Below are 21,147 nucleotides of genomic sequence, written 5' to 3' on the forward strand. Positions count from 1 at the left end.
ATCAGTCGACCTTATTGAAAGTAGTACGGGAACCGGAATGGCGTCGAGTCACAGCCGATGTGTGCGGTGCGCCGGCGCTAAACGCGATCAGCACAGCCTGTAGCCAATGCCCCATCAGGCCAAACAGGTCGCCAGCGCCCACCTGTCGGTTGGCCGTTTTCAGTACACGATCCAAGCGGGTGTCGTCATGACGCTCCGACTGCGTGTTAAGCATGTCCCGCAGGGATTCTTCAAAGGGATCGTGCATGTTTACCTCTGCAACAGTGAGACTCTGACGGCACAGCCATATCAGTAGTCACATCACACCCATTTCAATCGGCGGAAGATCCACCATTGGAAACAGGCCACCGCACCAATGAGCACACAAGCCACTGCAAATCCGTAAGGATGGTCGGACCCTGGGATGCCGCCCACGTTTATCCCAAGCAAGCCCGTGAGAAAGCTCATCGGCAGAAAAAAGCCGGTAATGATGCCGAGCAGGTACATGGTTCTGTTCATCCGCTCGCGCATTCGCCTTTCTTCTGCTTCTAGCACTAGATTGACTCGCTCACGGACCAGCTCCAACTCCTCCAGGTAGCGAATCAACCGGTTGCTCAGCTCGTTCCAGTAATCTGTATCGTCATCAACAAACCACGGCAGACGATTGCGCGTGAGCTGCGCGTATATCTCGCGCTGCGGTAACAGAAAACGGCGCAGACCAGCCGCCTGGCGCCGCAACGACAGCAACTTGTCTTGAGGTGGTGTATATCGTTCATCCGTCTCGACGCGGTCTTCTTCTCCATCCAGCTTTTCTGTCAGAACGGCAACGAGCTCATCAACCCGCTCGGTCAGCGCGTCTGCCAGGGCAAGCAATACTTCGGATGCCGTTTTCGGGCCGACACCAGCATCAAGCTGCTGGAGCACCACTTCGGTCGAGCGCAACGGCCGCAGGCGCAACGAAATAACCCTGCGCGCATCTGCGAATACCCGTAGCGAAACCATGTCCTCGGGCTCCGCGTCGGGATTCAGGTTGACGCCTCGCAGAAATAGCAGCAACTCGTCGCCAGGCAGCGCAAGCAAACGTGGACGAGTATTTTCTTCCAGTAACACGTCGCATGCGAACGCGCTCAGGCCGCTCCGGTCGCGCAACCAAGCCTGGGCCTGAGCCTGACTGCGATCCCAATGAAGCCACAAGCTTTCATGCGCGGCTAACTCCAAAGAGGAAATGTCTGAATAGGCAATTCTGCGCGCACCACCTTGCCCGTCTAACACAAGGGCATGTAGAAGCCCTGTACGACCTATTTCGTCAGGCAACGGTCCCGCCTCCTAAAAATCGTAAAAAAGCCCGGCATAGCCGGGCTTGATCAACCAACCGCCACCGGCTAGTCGGGCAACTTCAGCTCTTCGGGCGAAACGATAATGCCGTTGTTGTCGGCATAAACGTATTCACCAGGGCGGAAAGTCACTCCACAAAAGGTCACCGGTACATTGAGGTCGCCGATTCCGCGCTTGTCGGTTTTCATGGGATGGGTGGCCAGCGCCTGGACGCCCAATTCCGTTTGCGCAATCACGTCGACATCACGGATGCAACCATAGATCACCAGCCCCTCCCATCCATTGCGCGCTGCTTTCTCAGCAAGCATGTCCCCGAGCAATGCACGACGCAGCGAGCCGCCACCGTCTACCACCAGCACCTTGCCTGCGCCGTTTACATCTACCTGCTCCTTGACCAATGAATTGTCTTCGAAGCATTTGATCGTGACGATCTGACCACCGAAGGAGTCGCGACCACCAAAATTGCTGAACATCGGCTCCACCACCTGGACCAACTCAGGGTAGGCATCGCATAGATCAGGCGTGATGTATTGCATGGTAAATCTCCTCAAACATGAAACGCGTCAGGCTCGGTCGCCACCATGCTTCAAAGATAAGCAATTTGCCTACCCGCACTGGTTTCCAGCCAAAATGGCTATAGCAGCATTAGCGGAAGCGGCATGCGTCGCGACAGAGATAATGGCATTGGCAGATAGCCCCGCTTTTGCTTAACGCAAAAAAGGGCGGAAACCGCCCTTTTTGCCGTGCTGTGCTTATTTGATCTCGGCGTCAGCCAGGAAGAACCAGGTATCGAGCACCGAGTCCGGGTTCAGCGATACGCTCTCAATACCCTGCTCCATCAGCCACTTGGCCAGGTCTGGGTGATCGGAAGGCCCCTGACCACAAATGCCAATGTACTTGCCCGCTTTGTTACAGGCTTCAATCGCATTCGCCAGCAGCTTCTTGACTGCAGGGTTACGCTCATCGAACAGGTGGGCAATGATGCCGGAGTCACGATCCAGACCAAGCGTTAGCTGGGTCATGTCGTTCGAGCCAATGGAGAAGCCATCAAAGAACTCGAGAAACTCATCGGCCAACAAAGCGTTGGAAGGCAGCTCGCACATCATGATGATGCGCAGGCCGTTCTCGCCACGCTTGAGTCCGAACTGACCGAGAATGTCGATGACCTGCGAGGCTTCGCCCAGGGTGCGCACGAACGGCACCATCAGCTCGACATTGGTCAGCCCCATCACGTCGCGAACCTTACGCATGGCACGGCATTCGAGTTCGAAGCAGTCGCGGAAGGATTCGCTGATGTAACGCGATGCACCGCGGAACCCGAGCATCGGGTTCTCTTCTTCCGGCTCGTAGAGCTTGCCTCCGATCAGGTTGGCGTATTCGTTGGACTTGAAGTCAGACAGCCGCACGATGACCTTTTTCGGCCAGAATGCCGCAGCCAGTGTACTGACACCTTCAACCAGCTTCTCGACGTAGAAGTCGACCGGGTCGCCGTAGCCGGCAATGCGCTTTTCGACACTGCTCTTCACGTCGGCCGGCAGGCCATCGAAATTGAGCAGCGCCTTAGGGTGAACACCAATCATCCGGTTGATGATGAATTCGAGACGCGCCAGACCGACGCCTTCGTTGGGTAGCTGGGCAAAATCGAACGCGCGGTCCGGGTTACCGACGTTCATCATGATCTTGAACGGCAGTTCTGGCATCGCATCGATAGAGTTCTGGCGGATATCGAAGCCCAGTTCGCCCTCGAAAATCAGACCGGTATCGCCCTCGGCACAGGTGACCGTGACGCGCTGGCCATCCTGCAGCAACTCGGTGGCATTACCGCAACCAACAACGGCGGGAATACCCAGCTCGCGAGCAATGATGGCTGCGTGACAGGTACGACCACCACGGTTAGTGACGATGGCGCTGGCGCGCTTCATCACAGGTTCCCAATCTGGGTCGGTCATGTCGGAAACCAGCACGTCGCCCGGCTGAACCTTGTCCATCTCGGAGACGTCGTGAATGATCTTGACCGGACCGGCGCCGATGCGCTGGCCGATAGCACGGCCTTCGACCAGTACTTTTCCTTTCTCCTTCAGCAGGTAGCGCTCCATGACGTTCCCGCTGCTGCGGCTCTTAACCGTTTCCGGGCGAGCCTGGACGATGTAAAGCTGGTTATCATCGCCATCTTTGGCCCACTCAATGTCCATCGGACGGCCATAGTGCTTCTCGATGGTCATCGCCTGATGGGCGAGATTGGTCACTTCCTCATCGGTCAGGCAGAAGCGCATACGCTCAGCCTGATCAACCTCGACGGTTTTGACCGACTTGCCGGCGCTGGCCTCCTCGCCATACACCATCTTGATTGCCTTGCTGCCGAGATTACGACGCAAAATGGCAGGGCGTCCGGCTTCAAGGGTGTGCTTGTGTACGTAGAACTCGTCTGGGTTGACGGCACCCTGTACGACAGTTTCGCCGAGGCCATAGGCACCCGTGATAAACACGACGTCACGAAAGCCTGATTCGGTGTCCAGGGTAAACATCACGCCAGCCGTGCCGGTCTCGGACCGCACCATGCGCTGAACGCCTGCGGACAGCGCAACCAGCTTGTGGTCGAAGCCCTGGTGGACGCGGTAGGCAATCGCACGGTCGTTGAAGAGGGATGCAAAGACCTCCTTGGCGGCACGAATCACGTTATCCACGCCGCGTATATTCAGGAAGGTTTCCTGCTGGCCTGCGAATGAGGCGTCCGGCAGGTCTTCAGCCGTCGCCGAAGAGCGAACCGCGACCGCCATGTGATCATTGCCACCGGCCATCTCAGCGAATGCGGCACGAATGTCGGCATCGAGCTTGGGAGGGAATTCGGCTTCCATGACCCAGCCGCGAATCTGTGCGCCGGCTTTGGCAAGGGCATTGACGTCGTCCACGTCCAGCGCATCGAGAAGCGCGTGAATTTGCTCGTTGAGACCGCTGAGCTCCATGAAGTCACGGTAGGCCTGGGCGGTAGTGGCGAAACCACCAGGTACCGAAACTCCCGCACCTGCAAGGTTGCTGATCATCTCGCCGAGGGAGGCGTTCTTGCCCCCTACACGCTCAACATCATGATTGCCGAGCTTATCGAGGGAAACTACGTACTCTACCAAGGTGATCTCTCCACGTTGTGTTGGAAACTCGGTTCGTGCCCATCCGCGGCACGGTGGCCTGGCCCTGCAAAATAAGTAACAATGCCAGCCGATCGAGGCTCGGCGAAGGGGCCTACTATAGCTGAGAACCGTTCTTGACTTAAGGTCCCATGCGCAATGAAACGAACTGCATTTTTCATATCCGACGGTACCGGGATTACAGCCGAAACGCTCGGCCAAAGCCTGTTGGCACAGTTCGAAACCATCACGTTTACCAAGCTCACGCGGCCATATATCGATACGGCTGAAAAAGCGCGAGCAATGGTACAGCAAATCAATAAAGCGGCGGAAAGCGACGGCGCGCGGCCGATCATATTCGATACGCTGGTAAACCAGGAAATCCGCGACATCCTGGCAGAATCCAATGGCTTCATGATCGACATCTTTTCTTCCTTCCTTGCCCCGCTGGAACATGAACTGATGTCACGTTCTTCCTATTCTGTCGGCAAATCCCATTCGATCAGCCATAACGCCAACTACATGGAGCGAATTGACGCCGTCAACTTCGCCCTGGACAACGATGACGGTGCCCGCACGCACTACTACGACAAGGCGGATCTGATTTTGGTCGGCGTCTCCAGGTGCGGCAAAACGCCCACCTGCTTGTACATGGCGATGCAGTACGGCATCCGGGCCGCCAACTATCCGCTGACCGAAGACGACATGGAGAGACTGCAACTTCCGAGCGCGCTCAAAACCCACCGCGACAAACTGTTCGGCCTGACCATCGACCCGGACCGCTTGACCGCCATTCGCAACGAGCGCAAACCCAACAGCCGATATGCCAGCTACGCCCAATGCGAGTTTGAAGTTCGCGAGGTAGAGAACCTCTTCCGCCGCGAAAACATCAACTACATCAACTCCACGCATTTCTCCGTAGAAGAGATATCCGCCAAAATCCTCGTGGAAAAAGGCGTAGAGCGTCGACTCAAATAAGCACCGTTCTGCTAGACAACAAAAAGCCCGCTTAGTGCGGACTTTTTGTTTTTCGTGCTCAACAAATTTGAGCTTTGCCAACGCCGAGTTGCATCATTGTGTCGGCAACCGCTTAGAACGCGTCGCCTGGAACACGCACCCACCCCTCCATAAGAACCCTGGCGCTCCGACTCATGATCGCCTTGGTTACTGACCATTTTCCTTCAGCCTGCTCCGCCTCGGCGCCGACGCGAAGCGTGCCGGAAGGATGCCCAAAGCGCACTGCCGTCAGCTCGCCGCCACCGGCAGCCAGGTTAACGAGAGTACCGGGCACTGCCGCAGCCGCACCGATAGCAACCGCACAGGTCCCCATCATGGCGTGGTGCAACTTGCCCATGGACAATGCGCGCACCAGCAGATCAACCTCGCCTGCTTCGATGGTCTTGCCGGATGACGCTCGATAGGTTTTCGGCCCCGAGACAAACGCAACCTTTGGCGTGTGCTGGCGGGTCAAGGCCTCTTCCGCTGTCCTGATCAACCCCATACGCAACGCACCGGCAACTCGAATCGCTTCCAACCGCGCCAACGCCTCGGAAGTGCCATTGATGTCTTCCCGCAGTTCGGTGCCCTGGTAACCGATGTCCTCGGCATTGACGAAAACCGTTGGGATACCCGCACTGATCATGGTCGCCGTGAGCGTACCGATGCCGGGAACCTCAAGATCATCGACCAGATTGCCGGTTGGGAACATCGAACCGCCCTCCTCGCCGTCGTCGGACGGATCGAGGAATTCCAGCACGATCTCGGCAGCCGGGAAGGTCACGCCGTCCAGTTCGAAATCGCCGGTCTCCTGCACCTGGCCGTTGATGACCGGCACATGGGCGATGATGGTCTTGCCAATGTTGGCCTGCCAGATCCGCACCACGCAGGTGCCGTTCTGCGGAATACGCTCGACGTCCACCAGGCCGGCATGCAGCGCGAACGCACCGGCGCCGGTTGAAAGGTTGCCGCAGTTGCCGCTCCAGTCGACGAAGGGCTTATCGATCGACACCTGACCATAGAGGTACTCGACGTCGTGATCAGGCCGGCTGCTCTTCGACAGGATGACGCATTTGCTGGTACTGGAGGTCGCACCGCCCATGCCGTCGATATGCGCCGAGTAAGGATCGGGGCTGCCGATAACACGCATGAACAGCCTGTCGCGCGCAGCGCCAGGTACTTGGCAGCTTTCCGGCAAATCTTGCAGGCGGAAGAACACGCCTTTGCTGGTGCCGCCACGCATGTAGGTTGCGGGAATCTTGATCTGGGATTGTTGCGCCATGGGTGAGTCCTGGCTGGAAAATGAATGAACGGTCGGGTGGATCAGGCTCGGCCGGCCCACCGGGACCGGCACGGTGGGTGGAAGCAGGCCATCCACCCGACGGGTTCACGCAGTGGTTGACGCGAGGAAGTCCTGAGCGAAACGCTGCAGCACGCCACCCGCCTGGTAGACGCCCACCTCGGCCGCGGTGTCGAGGCGGCAGATGACCGGCACGCGAGTTTCTTCACCATTGTTGTGGTGAATGACCAGAGTCAGGTCGCAGCGCGGCGACAGTTCGCCTTCGATGTCGTATGTTTCGGTGCCATCGAGGCCAAGGGTCAAGCGGGTAGTACCCGGCTTGAACTCGACCGGCAATACGCCCATGCCGACCAGGTTGGTGCGATGAATACGCTCGAAGCCTTCGGCCACGATCACCTCGACACCGGCTAGTCGCACGCCCTTGGCCGCCCAGTCACGCGAACTGCCCTGACCGTAGTCGGCACCAGCGACGATGATCAGGTTTTGCTTGCGGTTCATGTAGGTTTCGATGGCTTCCCACATGCGCATCACCTTACCTTCGGGCTCGACGCGGGCGAGCGAGCCCTTCTGCACCTTGCCGTCGACCACAGCCATCTCGTTGACCAGCTGCGGGTTGGCGAACGTTGCCCGCTGTGCAGTCAGGTGGTCGCCGCGGTGGGTGGCGTAGGAGTTGAAGTCCTCCTCCGGCAGGCCCATCTTCGCCAGATACTCACCGGCTGCTGAGTCCAGCAGGATGGCATTCGATGGCGACAGGTGATCAGTAGTGATGTTATCCGGCAGGATCGCCAGCGGACGCATGCTTTTCAGCGTGCGTTCACCAGCCAGCGCACCTTCCCAATACGGGGGACGGCGGATGTAAGTAGATGTCGGCCGCCAGTCGTAGAGCGGGCTTTCAGCTTCCTCGATGGTGCCGAGGTCGAACATCGGGATGTAGATTTGACGGAACTGCTCGGGCTTCACCGACGCAGCAACAATGGCGTCGATTTCCTCGTCAGATGGCCAGAGGTCCTTGAGCGTGACCGGATTGCCATGCTGATCGGTGCCAAGCACGTCCTGTTCAATGTCGAAGCGCACAGTGCCTGCGATGGCATAGGCGACTACCAAGGGTGGCGACGCCAGGAACGCCTGCTTGGCGTACGGGTGGATGCGACCATCGAAGTTACGGTTGCCTGAAAGTACGGCCGTGGCGTACAGATCACGGTCGATGATTTCCTTATGGATCTTTGGATCCAGCGCACCGGACATGCCATTACAGGTCGTACAGGCGTAGGCGACGATGCCGAAACCGAGCTTTTCCAGTTCAGTCAGAAGGCCGGCGTCTTCCAGGTACAGCTTGGCGACCTTGGAACCTGGAGCGAATGAAGTCTTGACCCAGGATTTGCGCACCAGACCCAACTCGTTGGCCTTCTTCGCCAGCAGGCCGGCCGCGACCACGTTGCGCGGGTTGGAAGTGTTGGTGCAGCTGGTGATGGCCGCGATGATCACTGCCCCGTCCGGCAGCAACCCTTCAGCCTCTTCGGCCCGCGCCGCAGCCAGCATATCTTCGTCAGCAATGCCGCGCTCGTGCAGCGCCGAGGTCGGCAGACGCTTGTGCGGGTTGGACGGGCCAGCCATGTTGCGCACTACACTGGACAGGTCAAACTCCAATACGCGCTCGTACTCGGCCCCTTCCAGCGCCGTCGCCCACAAGCCGGTTTCCTTGGCGTACTGCTCGACCAGCGCGACCTGCTCCGGCTCGCGGCCAGTCAGTTTGAGGTAATCGATAGTCTGTTGGTCGATGTAGAACATCGAAGCCGTTGCGCCATATTCCGGACACATATTGGAGATCGTCGCGCGGTCGCCAATCGTCAAGCTGTCAGCGCCTTCACCGAAGAATTCTACCCAGGCCCCGACCACGCGCTCCTTACGCAGGAACTCGGTGATCGCCAGTACGATGTCGGTGGCGGTGATACCCGGCTGGCGCTTGCCAGTGAGCTGAACGCCGACGATGTCGGGCAGGCGCATCATCGACGGCAGGCCGAGCATCACGGTTTCGGCTTCCAGACCGCCGACGCCAATGGCGATCACACCTAGCGCATCGACGTGCGGCGTATGCGAGTCAGTGCCGACGCAGGTATCCGGGAAGGCCACGCCACCGCGCGCCTGAATCACCGGCGACATCTTCTCCAGGTTGATCTGGTGCATGATGCCGTTGCCGGCCGGGATGACGTCGACGTTCTTGAACGCGGTCTTGGTCCACTCGATGAAGTGGAAGCGGTCCTCGTTGCGGCGCTCCTCAACGGCACGGTTCTTCTCGAACGCATCCGGATCGAAGCCTGCAAATTCGACCGCCAGGGAGTGGTCGACGATTAGCTGAGTCGGAACAACCGGGTTGACCTTCGCCGGGTCGCCGCCCTGCTCCGCGATCGCGTCACGCAAGCCGGCGAGATCGACCAGCGCGGTCTGGCCGAGGATGTCATGGCAGACGACGCGCGCCGGATACCATGGAAAGTCGAGGTCGCGCTTGCGTTCAATGATCTGCTTCAGCGAGTCGGTCAGCGCTTCGGGCTCACAGCGACGCACCAGCTGTTCGGCCAGGACGCGGGAGGTATAGGGCAGCTTGTTGTAGGCACCCGGCTGAATGGCCTCGATCGCCTCGCGGGTGTCGAAGTAGTCAAGCCCAGTGCCTGGCAAAGGTTTGCGGTGTTCTGTATTCATGCCGGAAGGACCATCCAATAAATTCGTAGGGCAAGGCGAGGGAGCGCCGACCGGCGGAGCCCCCTGACGATCAACGCTCAGCGAGCGGGACGACCTTGCGCTGTTCTGGGCCGACATAATCGGCACTCGGCCGAATGATGCGGTTGTTGGCCCGCTGTTCGATTACATGGGACGCCCAGCCAGTGACACGCGAGCAAACGAAGATCGGCGTGAACAACTTGGTTGGGATACCCATGAAGTGATAGGCAGAGGCGTGGTAGAAATCGGCGTTGGGGAACAGCTTCTTCTGCGCCCACATGGTTTCGTCGACAGCGACCGACACCGGATAGAGAACGGTGTCGCCGACTTCGTCAGCGAGCTTCTTCGCCCACACCTTGATGACTTCGTTGCGTGGATCGGACTCCTTATAGATCGCGTGACCGAAACCCATAATCTTGTCTTTGCGCTCGAGCATGCCGAGGATGCCCTGAACCGCTTCTTCCGGGGATTTCCACTGCTGGATCATATCCATGGCCGCTTCGTTAGCACCGCCATGCAGCGGACCGCGCAGCGAACCGATCGCGCCGGTGACGCAGGAATACATATCCGACAGAGTCGAAGCACAGACGCGCGCAGTGAAGGTCGAAGCGTTGAACTCGTGCTCGGCGTACAGGATCAGCGACACGTTCATCACCTTGACGTGCAACTCGCTCGGCTTCTTGCCATGTAACAAGGCCAGGAAATGCCCACCCAGGGTGTCCTCATCGCTGCTGCATTCGATCCGCGCCTGTTCGTGAGTGAAGCGGTACCAGTAGCACATGATTGCCGGGAAAGCCGCCATCAAACGTTCGGCCACATCCCGCTGCTGCTCGAAGGAGTGCTCGGGCTCTAGCGTACCGAGCATGGAAGCGCCGGTCCGCATCACGTCCATCGGGTGAGCGTCGGCGGGGATTCGCTCCAGCACTTCCTTCAGGGCGGCAGGCAGATCCCGCATCGTCTTGAGTCGCGCCTTGTATTCACTCAGCTGCTGTGCGGTCGGCAGCCCACCGTAGAACAGCAGATAAGCGACTTCCTCGAACTCGGCCTGTGCGGCCAGATCACGCACGTCGTAACCACGGTAGGTCAGTCCTGCGCCGGTCTTGCCAACCGTGCAAAGAGCGGTCTGCCCGGCAACCTGGCCACGCAGGCCGGCGCCACTCAATACTTTTGCTTCAGCCATTGCCTTCTCCTTAATTGGATTTGTTCTGGATACTGCAAACTGCTCATCAAGCCGGACGGGGCGATTGCGCCCCCGCGTTAGCTTTTCTTCTGTGCGAACAACGAATCGAGATGCTGCTCGAACGCGTGGTAATTGATGCGATCGTAAAGCTCCATGCGGGTCTGCATGGTGTCGATTACGTTTTTCTGCGTACCGTCACGGCGCAACGCCGTATAGACGTTCTCGGCCGCCTTGTTCATCGCGCGGAACGCGGAAAGCGGGTACAGCACCAGCGAGACATCGACACTCGCGAGTTCCTCGGTGGTGTACAGAGGCGTTGCACCGAACTCAGTGATATTGGCCAGGATCGGAGCTTTCACCCGATCTGCGAACGTTTTGTACATCGCCAGTTCGGTGATGGCTTCGGGAAAGACCATGTCAGCGCCCGCCTCGATACAGGCTTGCGCACGGTCAAGCGCCGATTCCAGCCCTTCTACGGCCAGCGCATCGGTACGCGCCATGATCACGAAGCTGTCATCGGTTCGCGCGTCCACAGCCGCCTTGATCCGATCAACCATCTCCTGCTGCGAAACGATTTCCTTGTTGGGGCGGTGACCACAGCGCTTGGCGCCCACCTGGTCTTCGATATGGATAGCCGCAGCGCCGAACTTGATCATCGACTTGACCGTACGTGCCACGTTGAAGGCCGAGGAACCGAAGCCAGTATCGACATCAACCAACAGCGGCAAGTCGCAGACATCGGTGATACGGCGCACATCCGTCAGTACGTCATCAAGCCCGGTTATGCCGAGGTCAGGCAGGCCGAGCGAGCCGGCCGCCACGCCGCCACCCGATAAGTAGATAGCCTTGAAGCCAGCACGCTGGGCCAGCAGAGCGTGGTTGGCGTTGATAGCGCCGACCACCTGCAGGGGATGCTCGCTGGCCACCGCGTCACGGAAACGCTGACCTGGGGTAGGAAGTGTCATGCCTCACCTCTTGGTTGTGATGTCTGTTGCTGAGCAGCCAAATAATGCCGCTCGATATTGCGCTTGGAAGCGCAGATGTGGCGCCGCATCAGCAGCTCGGCCAGCTCGCCGTCGCGGTCGGCGATGGCGTCGAGAATCCGGTGGTGCTCGGCGAATGCCTGACGCGGGCGGTTGGGCGTTGCGGAGAACTGGATGCGGTACATACGCACCAACTGATACAGCTCCCCACACAACATCTGAGTCAGCGTGCGATTGCCGCTGCCCTGAATGATCCGATAGTGGAAGTCGAAGTCGCCTTCCTGCTGGTAATAGCCGACGCCCGCCTGGAATGCCTCGTCTCGCTCATGGGTATCCAGAACGCGCCGCAGCTCATCGATTTCCGCCTCACTCATGCGCTCGGCGGCGAGTCGGCAAGCCATGCCTTCCAAGGACTCGCGGATCTCGTATAGCTCGATCAGCTCGGCATGGTTGAGCGATACCACCCTGGCGCCAACGTGCGGCACACGGACTAGCAGCTTCTGCCCCTCGAGACGATGTATTGCTTCACGCAGCGGGCCGCGACTGATGCCATAGGTACGCGCGAGCTCAGGTTCCGATATTTTGCTGCCCGGTGCGATATCGCCTTTTACGATGGCTGCCTGAATCCGTCGGAAAACGTGCTCGGAGAGCGTACCGCTGTCCACCTGATCGGAGCGAGGGACTTCCAGCGTATCCAGCATATTGTCGACACCTCAACCTTAATAGCCATACGTTAGCCCCTGAAAACGCGGCAGGTCAATAATACAAAAGTAGATTGTCGACAATCTATCCACCTACAAGAGCTAACCACGGCACGCCTAACGCCGCAGCACGGCTTGAGCCTAGCCTCGCGATCAGCCGCCCATGCTAGAATGCGCCGCTGTATATGCCACGCCCGGCGCTCGCCTCGACGTGCTTCACTATGGCTGTTGTCCCGGCCACTTCCTCGACTCGACTACCTGGATTTATGAGCACCAAAACCCGCCTTCTATTGCTCTGTCTCGTAAGCGCTCCGTTTTGGGCACAGGCCGATGAAAAAACGATCTACGGCCTGAATGAGCACGTGGCGTTGCCCGATTTCGGTCTTGAGGTGCCAGCCAAACTCGATACAGGCGCACAGACTGCCTCGCTCAGCGCCCGCGACATCGAGCGCTTCAAGCGCAACGGAAAAAACTGGGTACGCTTCTACCTGGCTATTGATGAGGCCCATAACCGGCCCATCGAACTCCCCTTGCAGCGCATCAGCAAGATCAAACGTCGCGCTGGCGACTTCGATCCAGAGGAAGAAAAAACCTATACACCTCGCCCGGTTGTTGAACTCAATCTCTGTATGGGCAAGGCTAAACGAAGCATTGAAGTGAACCTCACGGACCGAAGCGCATTCCAATACCCACTTCTAATCGGTTCTGAAGCGCTTGCTCGCTTCGGTGCCCTGGTCGACCCTGGCCTTAAGTACGCTGCTGGCAAGCCCGGCTGCATTATCGAATCCGAAGCTGACGAGTAACCCCATGCGCGCCCTTACACTGCACCTGAAAATATTGATTCTTTTGCTCGTCACGCTGGGCATCGCAATCACTGCCTACCAGATATTCATTTTGGGCATCCCGGTTACTGAAGATGAAACCGATGACCTTTGGAACATAGACGCCAAGGTTGAATTTCAGGCCAACCCGCGCGAGCCGGTGAAGCTGCAGATGTACGTGCCTCCGCTTAACCAGGAATTCGTCAGCCTCAACGAGAGTTTCATTTCCAACAACTATGGTGTGAGCATCAACCGCGCCGATGGCAACCGCCGGGTTACCTGGTCAGCGCGGCGCGTCAATGGCAAGCAGACGCTTTACTACCGACTGGTCCTGACCAGGCGCTACAGCGGTGAACAGACCAAGGCTACCGGCCCGATTTTCCGCGACAGCATTCCGGTTGAAGGCGCTGAAAAGATCGCCGCAGAAGCATTGCTTTCACCGATACGCCAGCATTCGGCCGACGTTGAGACCTTCATCAGCGAAGCCATAAAGCGTGTCAACAATGCCAACGATGACAACGTCAAGCTGCTGCTTGGCGGTGACGCTTCCACGCCGAACAAGGCACGGGTAATCGAGCTGCTGCTGTCCATAGCGCACGTGCCTATGGAGCGCGTTCATACGGTTCGACTGCAGGCAGACATGGCTCAGTCCCCCGAACTCTGGCTGCGGAGCTTCAACGGCGACAAATGGCTGTATTTCAATCCGGAAACCGGCGAGCAAGGTTTGCCTGATGACCGTCTGGTCTGGTGGACCGGTAACGAGCCGCTGCTGAACCTCGAAGGTGGGCGCAACCCGCAAGTTACCTTTACGCTCAACAGCAGCGAAATGAATGCCATCCGTCTGGCAAAACTGACTGACGAAAATACCGACGCCGACTTCCTCGAATATTCGCTTTACGGCCTGCCACTGCAAACTCAGCAGACCTACCAGATCATGATCATGATTCCGATCGGTGTTCTGGTGATTCTGATTCTGCGCAACCTCGGCGGTTTGCAAACACTGGGTACCTTTACGCCAGTGCTGATTGCGCTGGCCTTCCGTGAAACCCAGATCGGTTTCGGCATCATCCTGTTCACCATCATTACAGCCATGGGCCTGTCGCTGCGCTCGTATTTGGAGCATTTGAAACTTCAAATGCTGCCGCGCCTGTCCGTTGTGCTCACGTTCGTCGTGGTGCTGATCGCGGTGATCAGCCTGTTTAGCCACAAGCTCGGACTTGAGCGCGGGTTGTCCGTTTCACTGTTCCCGATGGTCATCCTGACCATGACCATCGAACGCCTCTCCATCACCTGGGAAGAACGCGGCGGCGGCCATGCATTCAAGGTTGCGGTCGGTACACTCATCGCAGCTGCGCTGGCGTTCGTTCTGATGAACATTCCGGAACTGACCTACTTCATCTTCACTTTCCCGGCGGTCCTGCTGATCATGGTCGGCTTCATGCTTGCGATGGGTCGTTATCGCGGCTACCGCCTGACCGAACTGTTTCGTTTCAAAGCCTTTTTGAAGGATTGAGCCATGTTCGGTCTAATCAAGACGTGGAAGGCCCTCGAAGCCAAAGGCATCATGGGCATCAACCGCCGCAATGCGGACTACGTGCTCAAGTACAACAAGCGCAACCTGTACCCGATCGTCGATGACAAGATCATCACCAAGGAGCGCGCAATCGAGGCTGGTATCGATGTCCCGGAAATGTACGGGATCATCGAAACCGAGCGCGATATAGTGAAGCTCAAGGATATCGTCAAGGACCATACCGACTTTGTGGTCAAGCCTGCGCAGGGTGCGGGCGGTGACGGCATTCTCGTCATAGCCGATCGTTTCGAGGGTCGTTACCGGACGGTGTCAGGAAAGATCCTTACTCACGACGAGATCGAGCATCAGATTTCCAATATCCTCACCGGGCTGTATTCGCTCGGTGGGCACCGTGACCGCGCTCTGATCGAATACCGCGTTACCCCTGACCCGATTTTTAAGAGCATCAGCTACGAAGGGGTTCCGGACATCCGCATCATTGTCCTGTTGGGCTACCCGGTAATGGCCATGCTGCGCCTGCCGACCCGACAGTCTGGCGGCAAGGCCAACCTGCACCAGGGCGCCATCGGCGTTGGAGTAGACCTGGCAACAGGGATTACGCTACGCGGCACCTGGCTGAACAATAAAATCACTAAACATCCGGACACCACCAACGCCGTGGACGGCGTACAACTGCCGAACTGGGACGGCTTCATGAAACTTGCAGCCGGCTGCTACGAGCTCTGCGGCCTTGGCTATATCGGTGTCGACATGGTGTTGGACGAGGATAAGGGGCCGCTGATTCTCGAGCTCAACGCTCGCCCCGGCCTCAACATTCAGATCGCTAACGACTGTGGCCTGACCCACCGCGCCCACGCCGTGGAAAAGCGGGTCGACGAGCTCAAGAAGGATGGGGTGCAGGAAACCCCCGAAGAGCGAGTGCGATTCGCTCAGGAGCTGTTTGGCCACATCCCGGCTCACGACTGAGCCTGAGCCCGGCTCACTGGCCGGGCTTCCTCCGAACGAAACAGATCATGCCCCTCTGCACGCTCCATGCCCTTCCCTATCGCCCCGACCCAGCTTTCTGGTTCGAGCGCATCCGCCATGCGCCCGGCGCAGTGCTGCTCGATTCCGGCCGGCCGATTGCCGAACGTGGCCGATTCGACTTGCTCAGCGCATGGCCAATACAGGTTCTCGAACCTAGCGCGTCGGAAACGGGCGTTGGTTTTTTTTCGAGGCTGCGTGAGGCGCTCCGTTCATTAGGTGATGCTGAAGCGCCGCCGAACGCCGATCTTCCCTTTATAGGCGGCCTGCTGGGCTATCTCAGCTATGACTTCGGCTCACGATTGGAAAAGTTTTCAAATGATGCGGCCGACGACCTGGGTCTTCCCGGTGCTCGGTTCGGCATCTATGCCTGGGCAGTGGTGAACGATCATCAGCGTCAATCCACGCACCTGGTCTTTCATCCATCAATGGATCAGACGGAGCGCGATCGCCTGACCACGCTATTCGAAACGGATTGGCAATCTCCACCAGTAACGTTCAGCCTGTCATCTGCCTTCACAGCCGACCTGATACCCAGCAAGTATCAAGACGCGATCGAGCGTATCCAGCATTACATCCAAGCAGGTGACTGCTATCAGGTGAACTTCGCCCAACGCTTTCAAGCCACCTATAGAGGCGACCCGTGGCCGGCGTTCCGCCTCCTGCGCGACGCATGTCCGACCCCCTTCGCTGGCTTTATGGCGACCGAAGAAGGAGCCATTGTCAGCGTCTCCCCTGAGCGCTTCCTGCGCGTGAGCGACAGGACAGTCGAGACCCGCCCGATCAAGGGCACTCGCCCTAGAAAGCTCGATCCTCAAAGCGATCAGGCACAAGCCGACGCGCTGATGGCCAGCACAAAGGACCGGGCAGAGAATCTGATGATTGTCGACCTGCTTCGCAACGACCTCGGCCGCAGCTGCGAAATCGGAAGTATCCGCGTGCCGGAGCTGTTTTCCCTGGAAACCTACCCCAATGTGCATCACTTGGTTAGCAGCGTCAGCGGGCGACTTGCAACGGGCAAGGATGCGCTCGATCTGCTCACCGGCGCCTTTCCCGGCGGATCGATTACAGGCGCACCGAAGATCCGCGCGATGGAGATCATTGGAGAGCTAGAGCCGACTCGCCGCGCCATTTACTGTGGCTCGCTACTTTACCTGGATGTGCGTGGCGAAATGGATAGCTCTATTGCGATCCGCACCCTGCTGTTCCGAAAAGAAGACGTCTACTGCTGGGGCGGCGGGGGCATCGTGGCAGATTCAGCCTGGCAGGCTGAGTATCAGGAAACCCTGGATAAGGTGAGCGTGTTGCTGGGAACGCTGGAGACAACGCTAGAAGCATAAGGCTCCACGGCGGCTGGGCATGCTGCCGTGGAGCCATTTTTTTACAGCGTCAGCTTGCGGCTAGATGCCTTGATGAATTCTTGCTTGAGCGCATCGAAGGTATGCACCGCGGGAAACTGAGGGAACTCTCGGATGACGTTGTCCGGCGCATGGAAGAGGATGCCGGCATGCGCCTCGGAGAGCATGGTGGTGTCGTTGTACGAGTCGCCTGCTGCGATGATGCGGTAGTAGAGGCTCTTCAGGGCGATCACAGACTGTCGCTTGGGATCTTTCTGGCGCAGCTGGTAGTCCACGACGCGGTCCGAGTCGTCAGTGATCAAGCGATGGCAGAGCAGCGTGGGGAAACCCAGCTGACGCATCAGTGGCTGCGAGAACTCGTAAAAGGTATCGGACAGAATCACCACCTGGAAACGCTCTCGCAGCCAGTCCACGAAATCGACGGCGCCATCGAGCGGCTTCAACGTGGCGATGACTTTCTGGATGTCCGAGAGCTTCAGATTGTGCTCGTCCAGAATCCTCAGTCGCTGTTTCATCAGCACGTCGTAATCAGGAATGTCGCGCGTGGTCGCCCGCAGCGATTCGATTCCGGTGGCCTCGGCGAAGGCAATCCAGATTTCCGGAACCAAAACACCTTCCAGGTCGAGACAGGCTATTTCCACGGGCGCGCTCCTTACAGCAGAAAAATTGAAGCGGCACTCTAACGGCATGGACCCAGCGAAGCAACGCGTCGCTTATTCCACAAAGAGCGGTCCGTAGACCTGAAACGTTATTTAGCGTCATAACAACTGTTTGTTAACATCGTCGCCAGCAGAGCGCGCCAAGCGCCAACCAAGGAAGCCGCCTGATGAGCCAACCCATTGATGTAGCCGCGCTGGCAGCCTCCTATGCCGGCAAATCCCCGCAGGACATTCTCAAACTGGCCTTTGACCTTTTCGGTGATGATCTGTGGATCTCGTTCAGCGGGGCTGAGGATGTCGTGCTGGTCGACATGGCCTGGAAGCTGAACAAGAGCGTGAAAGTGTTCAGCCTCGATACCGGACGACTGCACAGCGAGACCTATCGCTTCATCGAGCAGGTTCGCGAGCACTACGGTATTCCCATCGAAATCATGACGCCCGATCCAGCACTGCTACAACCTATGATCAACGAAAAGGGGCTGTTCAGTTTCTACCGCGACGGCCATGGCGAGTGCTGCGGAATTCGTAAGATCGAACCCCTGCGTCGCAAGTTGTCCGGCGTTCGCGCTTGGGCAACAGGCCAGCGCCGCGATCAGAGCCCGGGTACGCGCAGCCAGGTTTCGGTGCTCGAGATTGACAGCGCATTTTCCACACCCAGCCACAGCCTGTACAAGTTCAACCCACTGGCGCAGATGTCCAGCGAAGAAGTGTGGGGCTACATCCGCATGCTCGAGCTGCCATATAACAGCCTGCACGAGCGCGGGTTTATCAGCATTGGTTGCGAGCCGTGCACACGTCCGGTGCTGCCCAATCAGCACGAACGTGAGGGACGCTGGTGGTGGGAAGAGTCGACCCAGAAGGAATGCGGTTTACACGCTGGCAACCTGATCGCTAAAAGCTAACGACCGACGCTAGCCTTTCTCGATGAAGGGGCGTACGAATGGTCCCTCGTCACAGCTTGGCACCGAACGTTCCCGTTTCGCCCGCTCCCTGCCTCTTGTCGAGATGGGCCTAAAAGGTTGGCAGGTCGACGTTCATGAACAATTCATCCAGCTCGACCTTATTTTTGCAATGCACGGCTTTCTCGAGCATTTCGCGGTCGAGATGCGGCGCAAAAGTTTCAATGAAGTCGCACATGAAACCGCGCAGAAATGTGCCGCGACGGAATCCGATTTTGGTCACGCTTGGTTCGAACAGCTCGCTCGCATCGAGCACAACCAGGTCCGGGTCGAGCTTTGCATCGACGGCCATGCGCGCAACGATTCCGACACCCAATCCGAGGCGCACATAGGTCTTGATGACGTCGGCATCAGCGGCAGTAAAGACCACCTTCGGTGACAGCCCCCTGTGGCTGAACGCCTCGTCCAGCTTGGACCGTCCGGTGAAACCGAACACGTAGGTCACGATTGGATGCTCGGCCAAGGCTTCCAGCGTGAGCTTCTCCAGTTTTGCCAGCGGATGCCCTTGCGGCACGACGACGCAACGGTTCCAGCGATAGCACGGCATCATGACCAGGTCGCCGAACAGTTCCAGCCCCTCGGTAGCAATAGCGAAATCGACGGTTCCATCTGCGGCCATCTCTGCGATCTGCATTGGCGTGCCTTGGTGCATATGCAGCGAAACGTCCGGGTATTGCTTGATGAATGCACTGATCACGGGCGGCAGTGCGTAACGCGCTTGCGTATGGGTGGTCGCGATGCTCAGCGTGCCGCGCTTCTCGTTGGAGAACTCCTGGGCGATCTGTTTGATGCTTTCGCATTTGCGAAGGATCTCTCCAGCGGTGGTGATGATCCGCTCACCAGCTGGCGTAACCCTGGTCAGATGCTTTCCGCTGCGCGCGAAAACCTCTACGCCCAACTCATCTTCGAGCAAACGAATCTGTTTGCTGATACCAGGCTGCGAGGTGAACAGGCTTTGCGCTGTTGCCGAGACATTGAGGTCATGATGCGCCACCTCCCAGATGTAACGCAGTTGCTGAAGCTTCATAGAGATCCCTCAAAGGCCAATGGCGCCCGGACGCCACCCATATTTTTATAACTTTAAGCACCAGAACGGCGGAATTCTAGGCCATTTCCGTATGAGTCGCCTGCAGATATCGAGCCATAGACTGCTTCCGCCCTTCGCCAAGGCAGAGCGACAAGCCCAACCCTCGCTCGTTATAGGTCCGCCAACCCAATCGCATTTCCGGGCCAGTCACATAACCCGTATCTGGCGGTCCTATTGAGCTTAGCAGCCGAGAAGCGAACCACTACGGCACCGAGAACCGCCCAGCGGACATGACCCGCCGGGCGGGTTGGCGAAAATCGTCAGAGCGCGCGTGCTGACAGGAAGCGCAGAGCCTGGTAAAGCGCCTCGGTCTTCGGCATTGCGAATCCCGCGCCTGCCGCAGCAGCCAGCGGAGCGGCGTAGATCGCATCAAGCTCCATCGGGCGACCGTGTACATGATCGTGATACATGCTCGGCAGATAGTTGGGCATGTGATCGGTGGCCATCAACATTCGGTCCACCAGCGCATCGGGCAGCGGTTCGCCACAGGCGGCAGCAGCTCCACAGGCTTCCAGCATGATCGATCTAACCAGCGCTCGGCTGTTAGGATCTTTCATCAAGGGTTCCGTACCGGCGTCGAGCAATACGGAAAGACCGTTATACGGCAGATTCCAGACCAGCTTCTGCCAACGCGCCTGCGCGAGGTTCGTAGCCACATTAGAGTCGACACCCGCCGCACGAAACATTGAAACACCCTCTTCAACCAAGCTCTGCTGCTCAGCGGCGCTGGCCGGGCCGGAGTGGTAGCCAAGATTCACTCCACCAAGCGCCTGGTGCTCCACAACGCCTAACGCTGATCGATAGGCGCAGATGAAACAGAGACCGCCCAGCAGATGGATGTTGTCTGACAGCACCTGGCGCAGGGTCTCCTCAACCCCCAGGCCGTTCTGCAACACCACAACTTTGGCATTTTCCGCTGCAGCCTCGGCGATCAGGGGAGCCAAGTCCGAATTGCTGGTGCTTTTCGCGCCAATCAGCAGCCAGTCGCACTTGGGCATTTGCGCAGCAGCGCGGTAGGCCTGTACCGAGTCCAGGTGCATCGAGCCATGCACCGCACTGTTTATCTGCAGCCCATTCTGCAGAACCGCCTCGTATTCGCTTCGCAAAAGGAAATGCACATCGTAACCAGCCCGGGCGAGCATCACGCCGTAAAAGCCGCCAATAGCGCCAGCACCGATAATTCCGATTCGAGATTTGGGAGCAGTCATGCGGGAACTCCAACTACAGATCAGTGGGACGCCATGGTTGGCGCACGTTAAACGGTCACCTTATCAGTGTCCCCAGGCAGCGCCCAGCAGCTATGGATAGCTGCCTGGCACGCCAGCCACCGGCGATATGGCAGTCCGACTTCAAGATGATTGTCGAGGCAGCGCAATACGCGATAAGGTTCCGCTT

Annotated in this window: 18 protein-coding genes; 6 read left to right on the plus strand and 12 right to left on the minus strand. The window is 58.3% G+C overall.

The features are described from left to right. Position 1 precedes the first annotated feature (1 nt). From C1896_13305 to C1896_13320, 4 genes are all read right to left on the minus strand, one after another. Complete coding sequence (locus C1896_13305) at positions 2 to 247, minus strand: CrfX protein (GenBank protein AZZ45784.1); 246 nt, start codon at positions 245 to 247, stop codon at positions 2 to 4. Between the two features lie 53 nt (positions 248 to 300). Next, positions 301 to 1,293 (minus strand): zinc transporter ZntB, encoded by a 993-nt coding sequence (locus C1896_13310; GenBank protein AZZ45785.1) that lies wholly within the window; start codon positions 1,291 to 1,293, stop codon positions 301 to 303. A 68-nt stretch (positions 1,294 to 1,361) separates the two neighbouring features. Then, positions 1,362 to 1,850, minus strand: coding sequence for a ribonuclease E inhibitor RraA (locus C1896_13315; GenBank protein AZZ45786.1), 489 nt, complete (start codon positions 1,848 to 1,850; stop codon positions 1,362 to 1,364). A gap of 216 nt (positions 1,851 to 2,066) precedes the next feature. Then, positions 2,067 to 4,439: a phosphoenolpyruvate synthase gene (locus tag C1896_13320; GenBank protein AZZ45787.1), complete on the minus strand. Its 2,373-nt coding sequence runs from the start codon at positions 4,437 to 4,439 to the stop codon at positions 2,067 to 2,069. A 156-nt stretch (positions 4,440 to 4,595) separates the two neighbouring features. On the opposite strand from C1896_13320, the gene C1896_13325 reads away from it, so the two are divergent. Continuing rightward, on the plus strand, positions 4,596 to 5,414 hold the full coding sequence (locus tag C1896_13325) for a kinase/pyrophosphorylase (GenBank protein AZZ45788.1): 819 nt from the start codon (positions 4,596 to 4,598) through the stop codon (positions 5,412 to 5,414). 112 nt (positions 5,415 to 5,526) lie between these two features. Here C1896_13325 and prpF read toward each other — a convergent pair whose 3' ends face one another. The 5 genes from prpF to C1896_13350 all read right to left on the minus strand — a co-directional run bounded on the left by prpF (position 5,527) and on the right by C1896_13350 (position 12,311). After that, entirely contained in the window at positions 5,527 to 6,714 is a 1,188-nt protein-coding gene (gene prpF, locus C1896_13330) for a 2-methylaconitate cis-trans isomerase PrpF (protein ID AZZ45789.1), read from the minus strand. 105 nt (positions 6,715 to 6,819) lie between these two features. Continuing rightward, positions 6,820 to 9,429, minus strand: coding sequence for a Fe/S-dependent 2-methylisocitrate dehydratase AcnD (gene acnD, locus C1896_13335; GenBank protein ID AZZ45790.1), 2,610 nt, complete (start codon positions 9,427 to 9,429; stop codon positions 6,820 to 6,822). Positions 9,430 to 9,499: 70 nt separating this feature from the next. Beyond that, positions 9,500 to 10,627, minus strand: a complete 1,128-nt coding sequence (locus C1896_13340) for a 2-methylcitrate synthase (GenBank protein ID AZZ45791.1) — start codon at positions 10,625 to 10,627, stop codon at positions 9,500 to 9,502. Positions 10,628 to 10,704: 77 nt separating this feature from the next. Continuing rightward, positions 10,705 to 11,592: a methylisocitrate lyase gene (locus C1896_13345; protein AZZ45792.1), complete on the minus strand. Its 888-nt coding sequence runs from the start codon at positions 11,590 to 11,592 to the stop codon at positions 10,705 to 10,707. Then, positions 11,589 to 12,311 carry a GntR family transcriptional regulator gene (locus C1896_13350; GenBank protein ID AZZ45793.1) on the minus strand — a complete coding sequence of 241 codons (723 nt, stop codon included), beginning with the start codon at positions 12,309 to 12,311 and terminating at the stop codon, positions 11,589 to 11,591. The genes C1896_13345 and C1896_13350 overlap by 4 nt, the downstream gene beginning before the upstream one ends. Positions 12,312 to 12,577: 266 nt before the next feature. Between C1896_13350 and C1896_13355 the strand changes: the two genes are divergently transcribed. From C1896_13355 to pabB, 4 genes are read left to right on the plus strand one after another with little or no spacing between them, the layout of a single operon-like run. Further along, positions 12,578 to 13,114: a hypothetical protein gene (locus C1896_13355; protein AZZ45794.1), complete on the plus strand. Its 537-nt coding sequence runs from the start codon at positions 12,578 to 12,580 to the stop codon at positions 13,112 to 13,114. A gap of 4 nt (positions 13,115 to 13,118) precedes the next feature. Continuing rightward, positions 13,119 to 14,645 (plus strand): hypothetical protein, encoded by a 1,527-nt coding sequence (locus C1896_13360; GenBank protein AZZ45795.1) that lies wholly within the window; start codon positions 13,119 to 13,121, stop codon positions 14,643 to 14,645. A 3-nt stretch (positions 14,646 to 14,648) separates the two neighbouring features. Beyond that, entirely contained in the window at positions 14,649 to 15,632 is a 984-nt protein-coding gene (locus tag C1896_13365) for an alpha-L-glutamate ligase-like protein (GenBank protein ID AZZ45796.1), read from the plus strand. Positions 15,633 to 15,679: 47 nt separating this feature from the next. Next, complete coding sequence (gene pabB / locus C1896_13370; GenBank protein ID AZZ45797.1) at positions 15,680 to 17,029, plus strand: aminodeoxychorismate synthase, component I; 1,350 nt, start codon at positions 15,680 to 15,682, stop codon at positions 17,027 to 17,029. 41 nt (positions 17,030 to 17,070) lie between these two features. Here pabB and thrH read toward each other — a convergent pair whose 3' ends face one another. Further along, positions 17,071 to 17,688 carry a bifunctional phosphoserine phosphatase/homoserine phosphotransferase ThrH gene (gene thrH, locus C1896_13375; GenBank protein ID AZZ45798.1) on the minus strand — a complete coding sequence of 206 codons (618 nt, stop codon included), beginning with the start codon at positions 17,686 to 17,688 and terminating at the stop codon, positions 17,071 to 17,073. Between the two features lie 185 nt (positions 17,689 to 17,873). Here thrH and C1896_13380 point away from each other — a divergent pair, with 185 nt between their 5' ends. Beyond that, positions 17,874 to 18,608 (plus strand): phosphoadenylyl-sulfate reductase, encoded by a 735-nt coding sequence (locus tag C1896_13380; protein AZZ45799.1) that lies wholly within the window; start codon positions 17,874 to 17,876, stop codon positions 18,606 to 18,608. Between the two features lie 109 nt (positions 18,609 to 18,717). On the opposite strand, the gene C1896_13385 is transcribed toward C1896_13380, so the two are convergent. Both C1896_13385 and C1896_13390 read right to left on the minus strand, forming a co-directional pair. Then, positions 18,718 to 19,692 (minus strand): HTH-type transcriptional regulator CysB, encoded by a 975-nt coding sequence (locus tag C1896_13385; GenBank protein ID AZZ45800.1) that lies wholly within the window; start codon positions 19,690 to 19,692, stop codon positions 18,718 to 18,720. 320 nt (positions 19,693 to 20,012) lie between these two features. Beyond that, positions 20,013 to 20,960, minus strand: coding sequence for a 2-dehydropantoate 2-reductase (locus C1896_13390; GenBank protein AZZ45801.1), 948 nt, complete (start codon positions 20,958 to 20,960; stop codon positions 20,013 to 20,015). Positions 20,961 to 21,147: the final 187 nt, after the last annotated feature.

It is taken from the genome of Pseudomonadaceae bacterium SI-3 (assembly GCA_004010935.1).
Lineage (GTDB): Bacteria > Pseudomonadota > Gammaproteobacteria > Pseudomonadales > Pseudomonadaceae > Stutzerimonas.

What these genes read in the sequence shown, in the direction of transcription:
- C1896_13315 (AZZ45786.1), bottom strand. Translation starts at nt 1,850, where the DNA reads ATGCAATACATCACGCCTGATCTATGCGATGCCTACCCTGAGTTGGTC.
- C1896_13345 (AZZ45792.1), bottom strand. Translation starts at nt 11,592, where the DNA reads ATGACACTTCCTACCCCAGGTCAGCGTTTCCGTGACGCGGTGGCCAGC.
- C1896_13325 (AZZ45788.1), top strand. Translation starts at nt 4,596, where the DNA reads ATGAAACGAACTGCATTTTTCATATCCGACGGTACCGGGATTACAGCC.
- C1896_13385 (AZZ45800.1), bottom strand. Translation starts at nt 19,692, where the DNA reads ATGAAGCTTCAGCAACTGCGTTACATCTGGGAGGTGGCGCATCATGAC.
- C1896_13360 (AZZ45795.1), top strand. Translation starts at nt 13,119, where the DNA reads ATGCGCGCCCTTACACTGCACCTGAAAATATTGATTCTTTTGCTCGTC.
- C1896_13380 (AZZ45799.1), top strand. Translation starts at nt 17,874, where the DNA reads ATGAGCCAACCCATTGATGTAGCCGCGCTGGCAGCCTCCTATGCCGGC.
- C1896_13340 (AZZ45791.1), bottom strand. Translation starts at nt 10,627, where the DNA reads ATGGCTGAAGCAAAAGTATTGAGTGGCGCCGGCCTGCGTGGCCAGGTT.
- pabB (AZZ45797.1), top strand. Translation starts at nt 15,680, where the DNA reads ATGCCCCTCTGCACGCTCCATGCCCTTCCCTATCGCCCCGACCCAGCT.
- C1896_13355 (AZZ45794.1), top strand. Translation starts at nt 12,578, where the DNA reads ATGAGCACCAAAACCCGCCTTCTATTGCTCTGTCTCGTAAGCGCTCCG.
- acnD (AZZ45790.1), bottom strand. Translation starts at nt 9,429, where the DNA reads ATGAATACAGAACACCGCAAACCTTTGCCAGGCACTGGGCTTGACTAC.
- C1896_13350 (AZZ45793.1), bottom strand. Translation starts at nt 12,311, where the DNA reads ATGCTGGATACGCTGGAAGTCCCTCGCTCCGATCAGGTGGACAGCGGT.
- C1896_13365 (AZZ45796.1), top strand. Translation starts at nt 14,649, where the DNA reads ATGTTCGGTCTAATCAAGACGTGGAAGGCCCTCGAAGCCAAAGGCATC.
- prpF (AZZ45789.1), bottom strand. Translation starts at nt 6,714, where the DNA reads ATGGCGCAACAATCCCAGATCAAGATTCCCGCAACCTACATGCGTGGC.
- C1896_13305 (AZZ45784.1), bottom strand. Translation starts at nt 247, where the DNA reads ATGCACGATCCCTTTGAAGAATCCCTGCGGGACATGCTTAACACGCAG.
- C1896_13390 (AZZ45801.1), bottom strand. Translation starts at nt 20,960, where the DNA reads ATGACTGCTCCCAAATCTCGAATCGGAATTATCGGTGCTGGCGCTATT.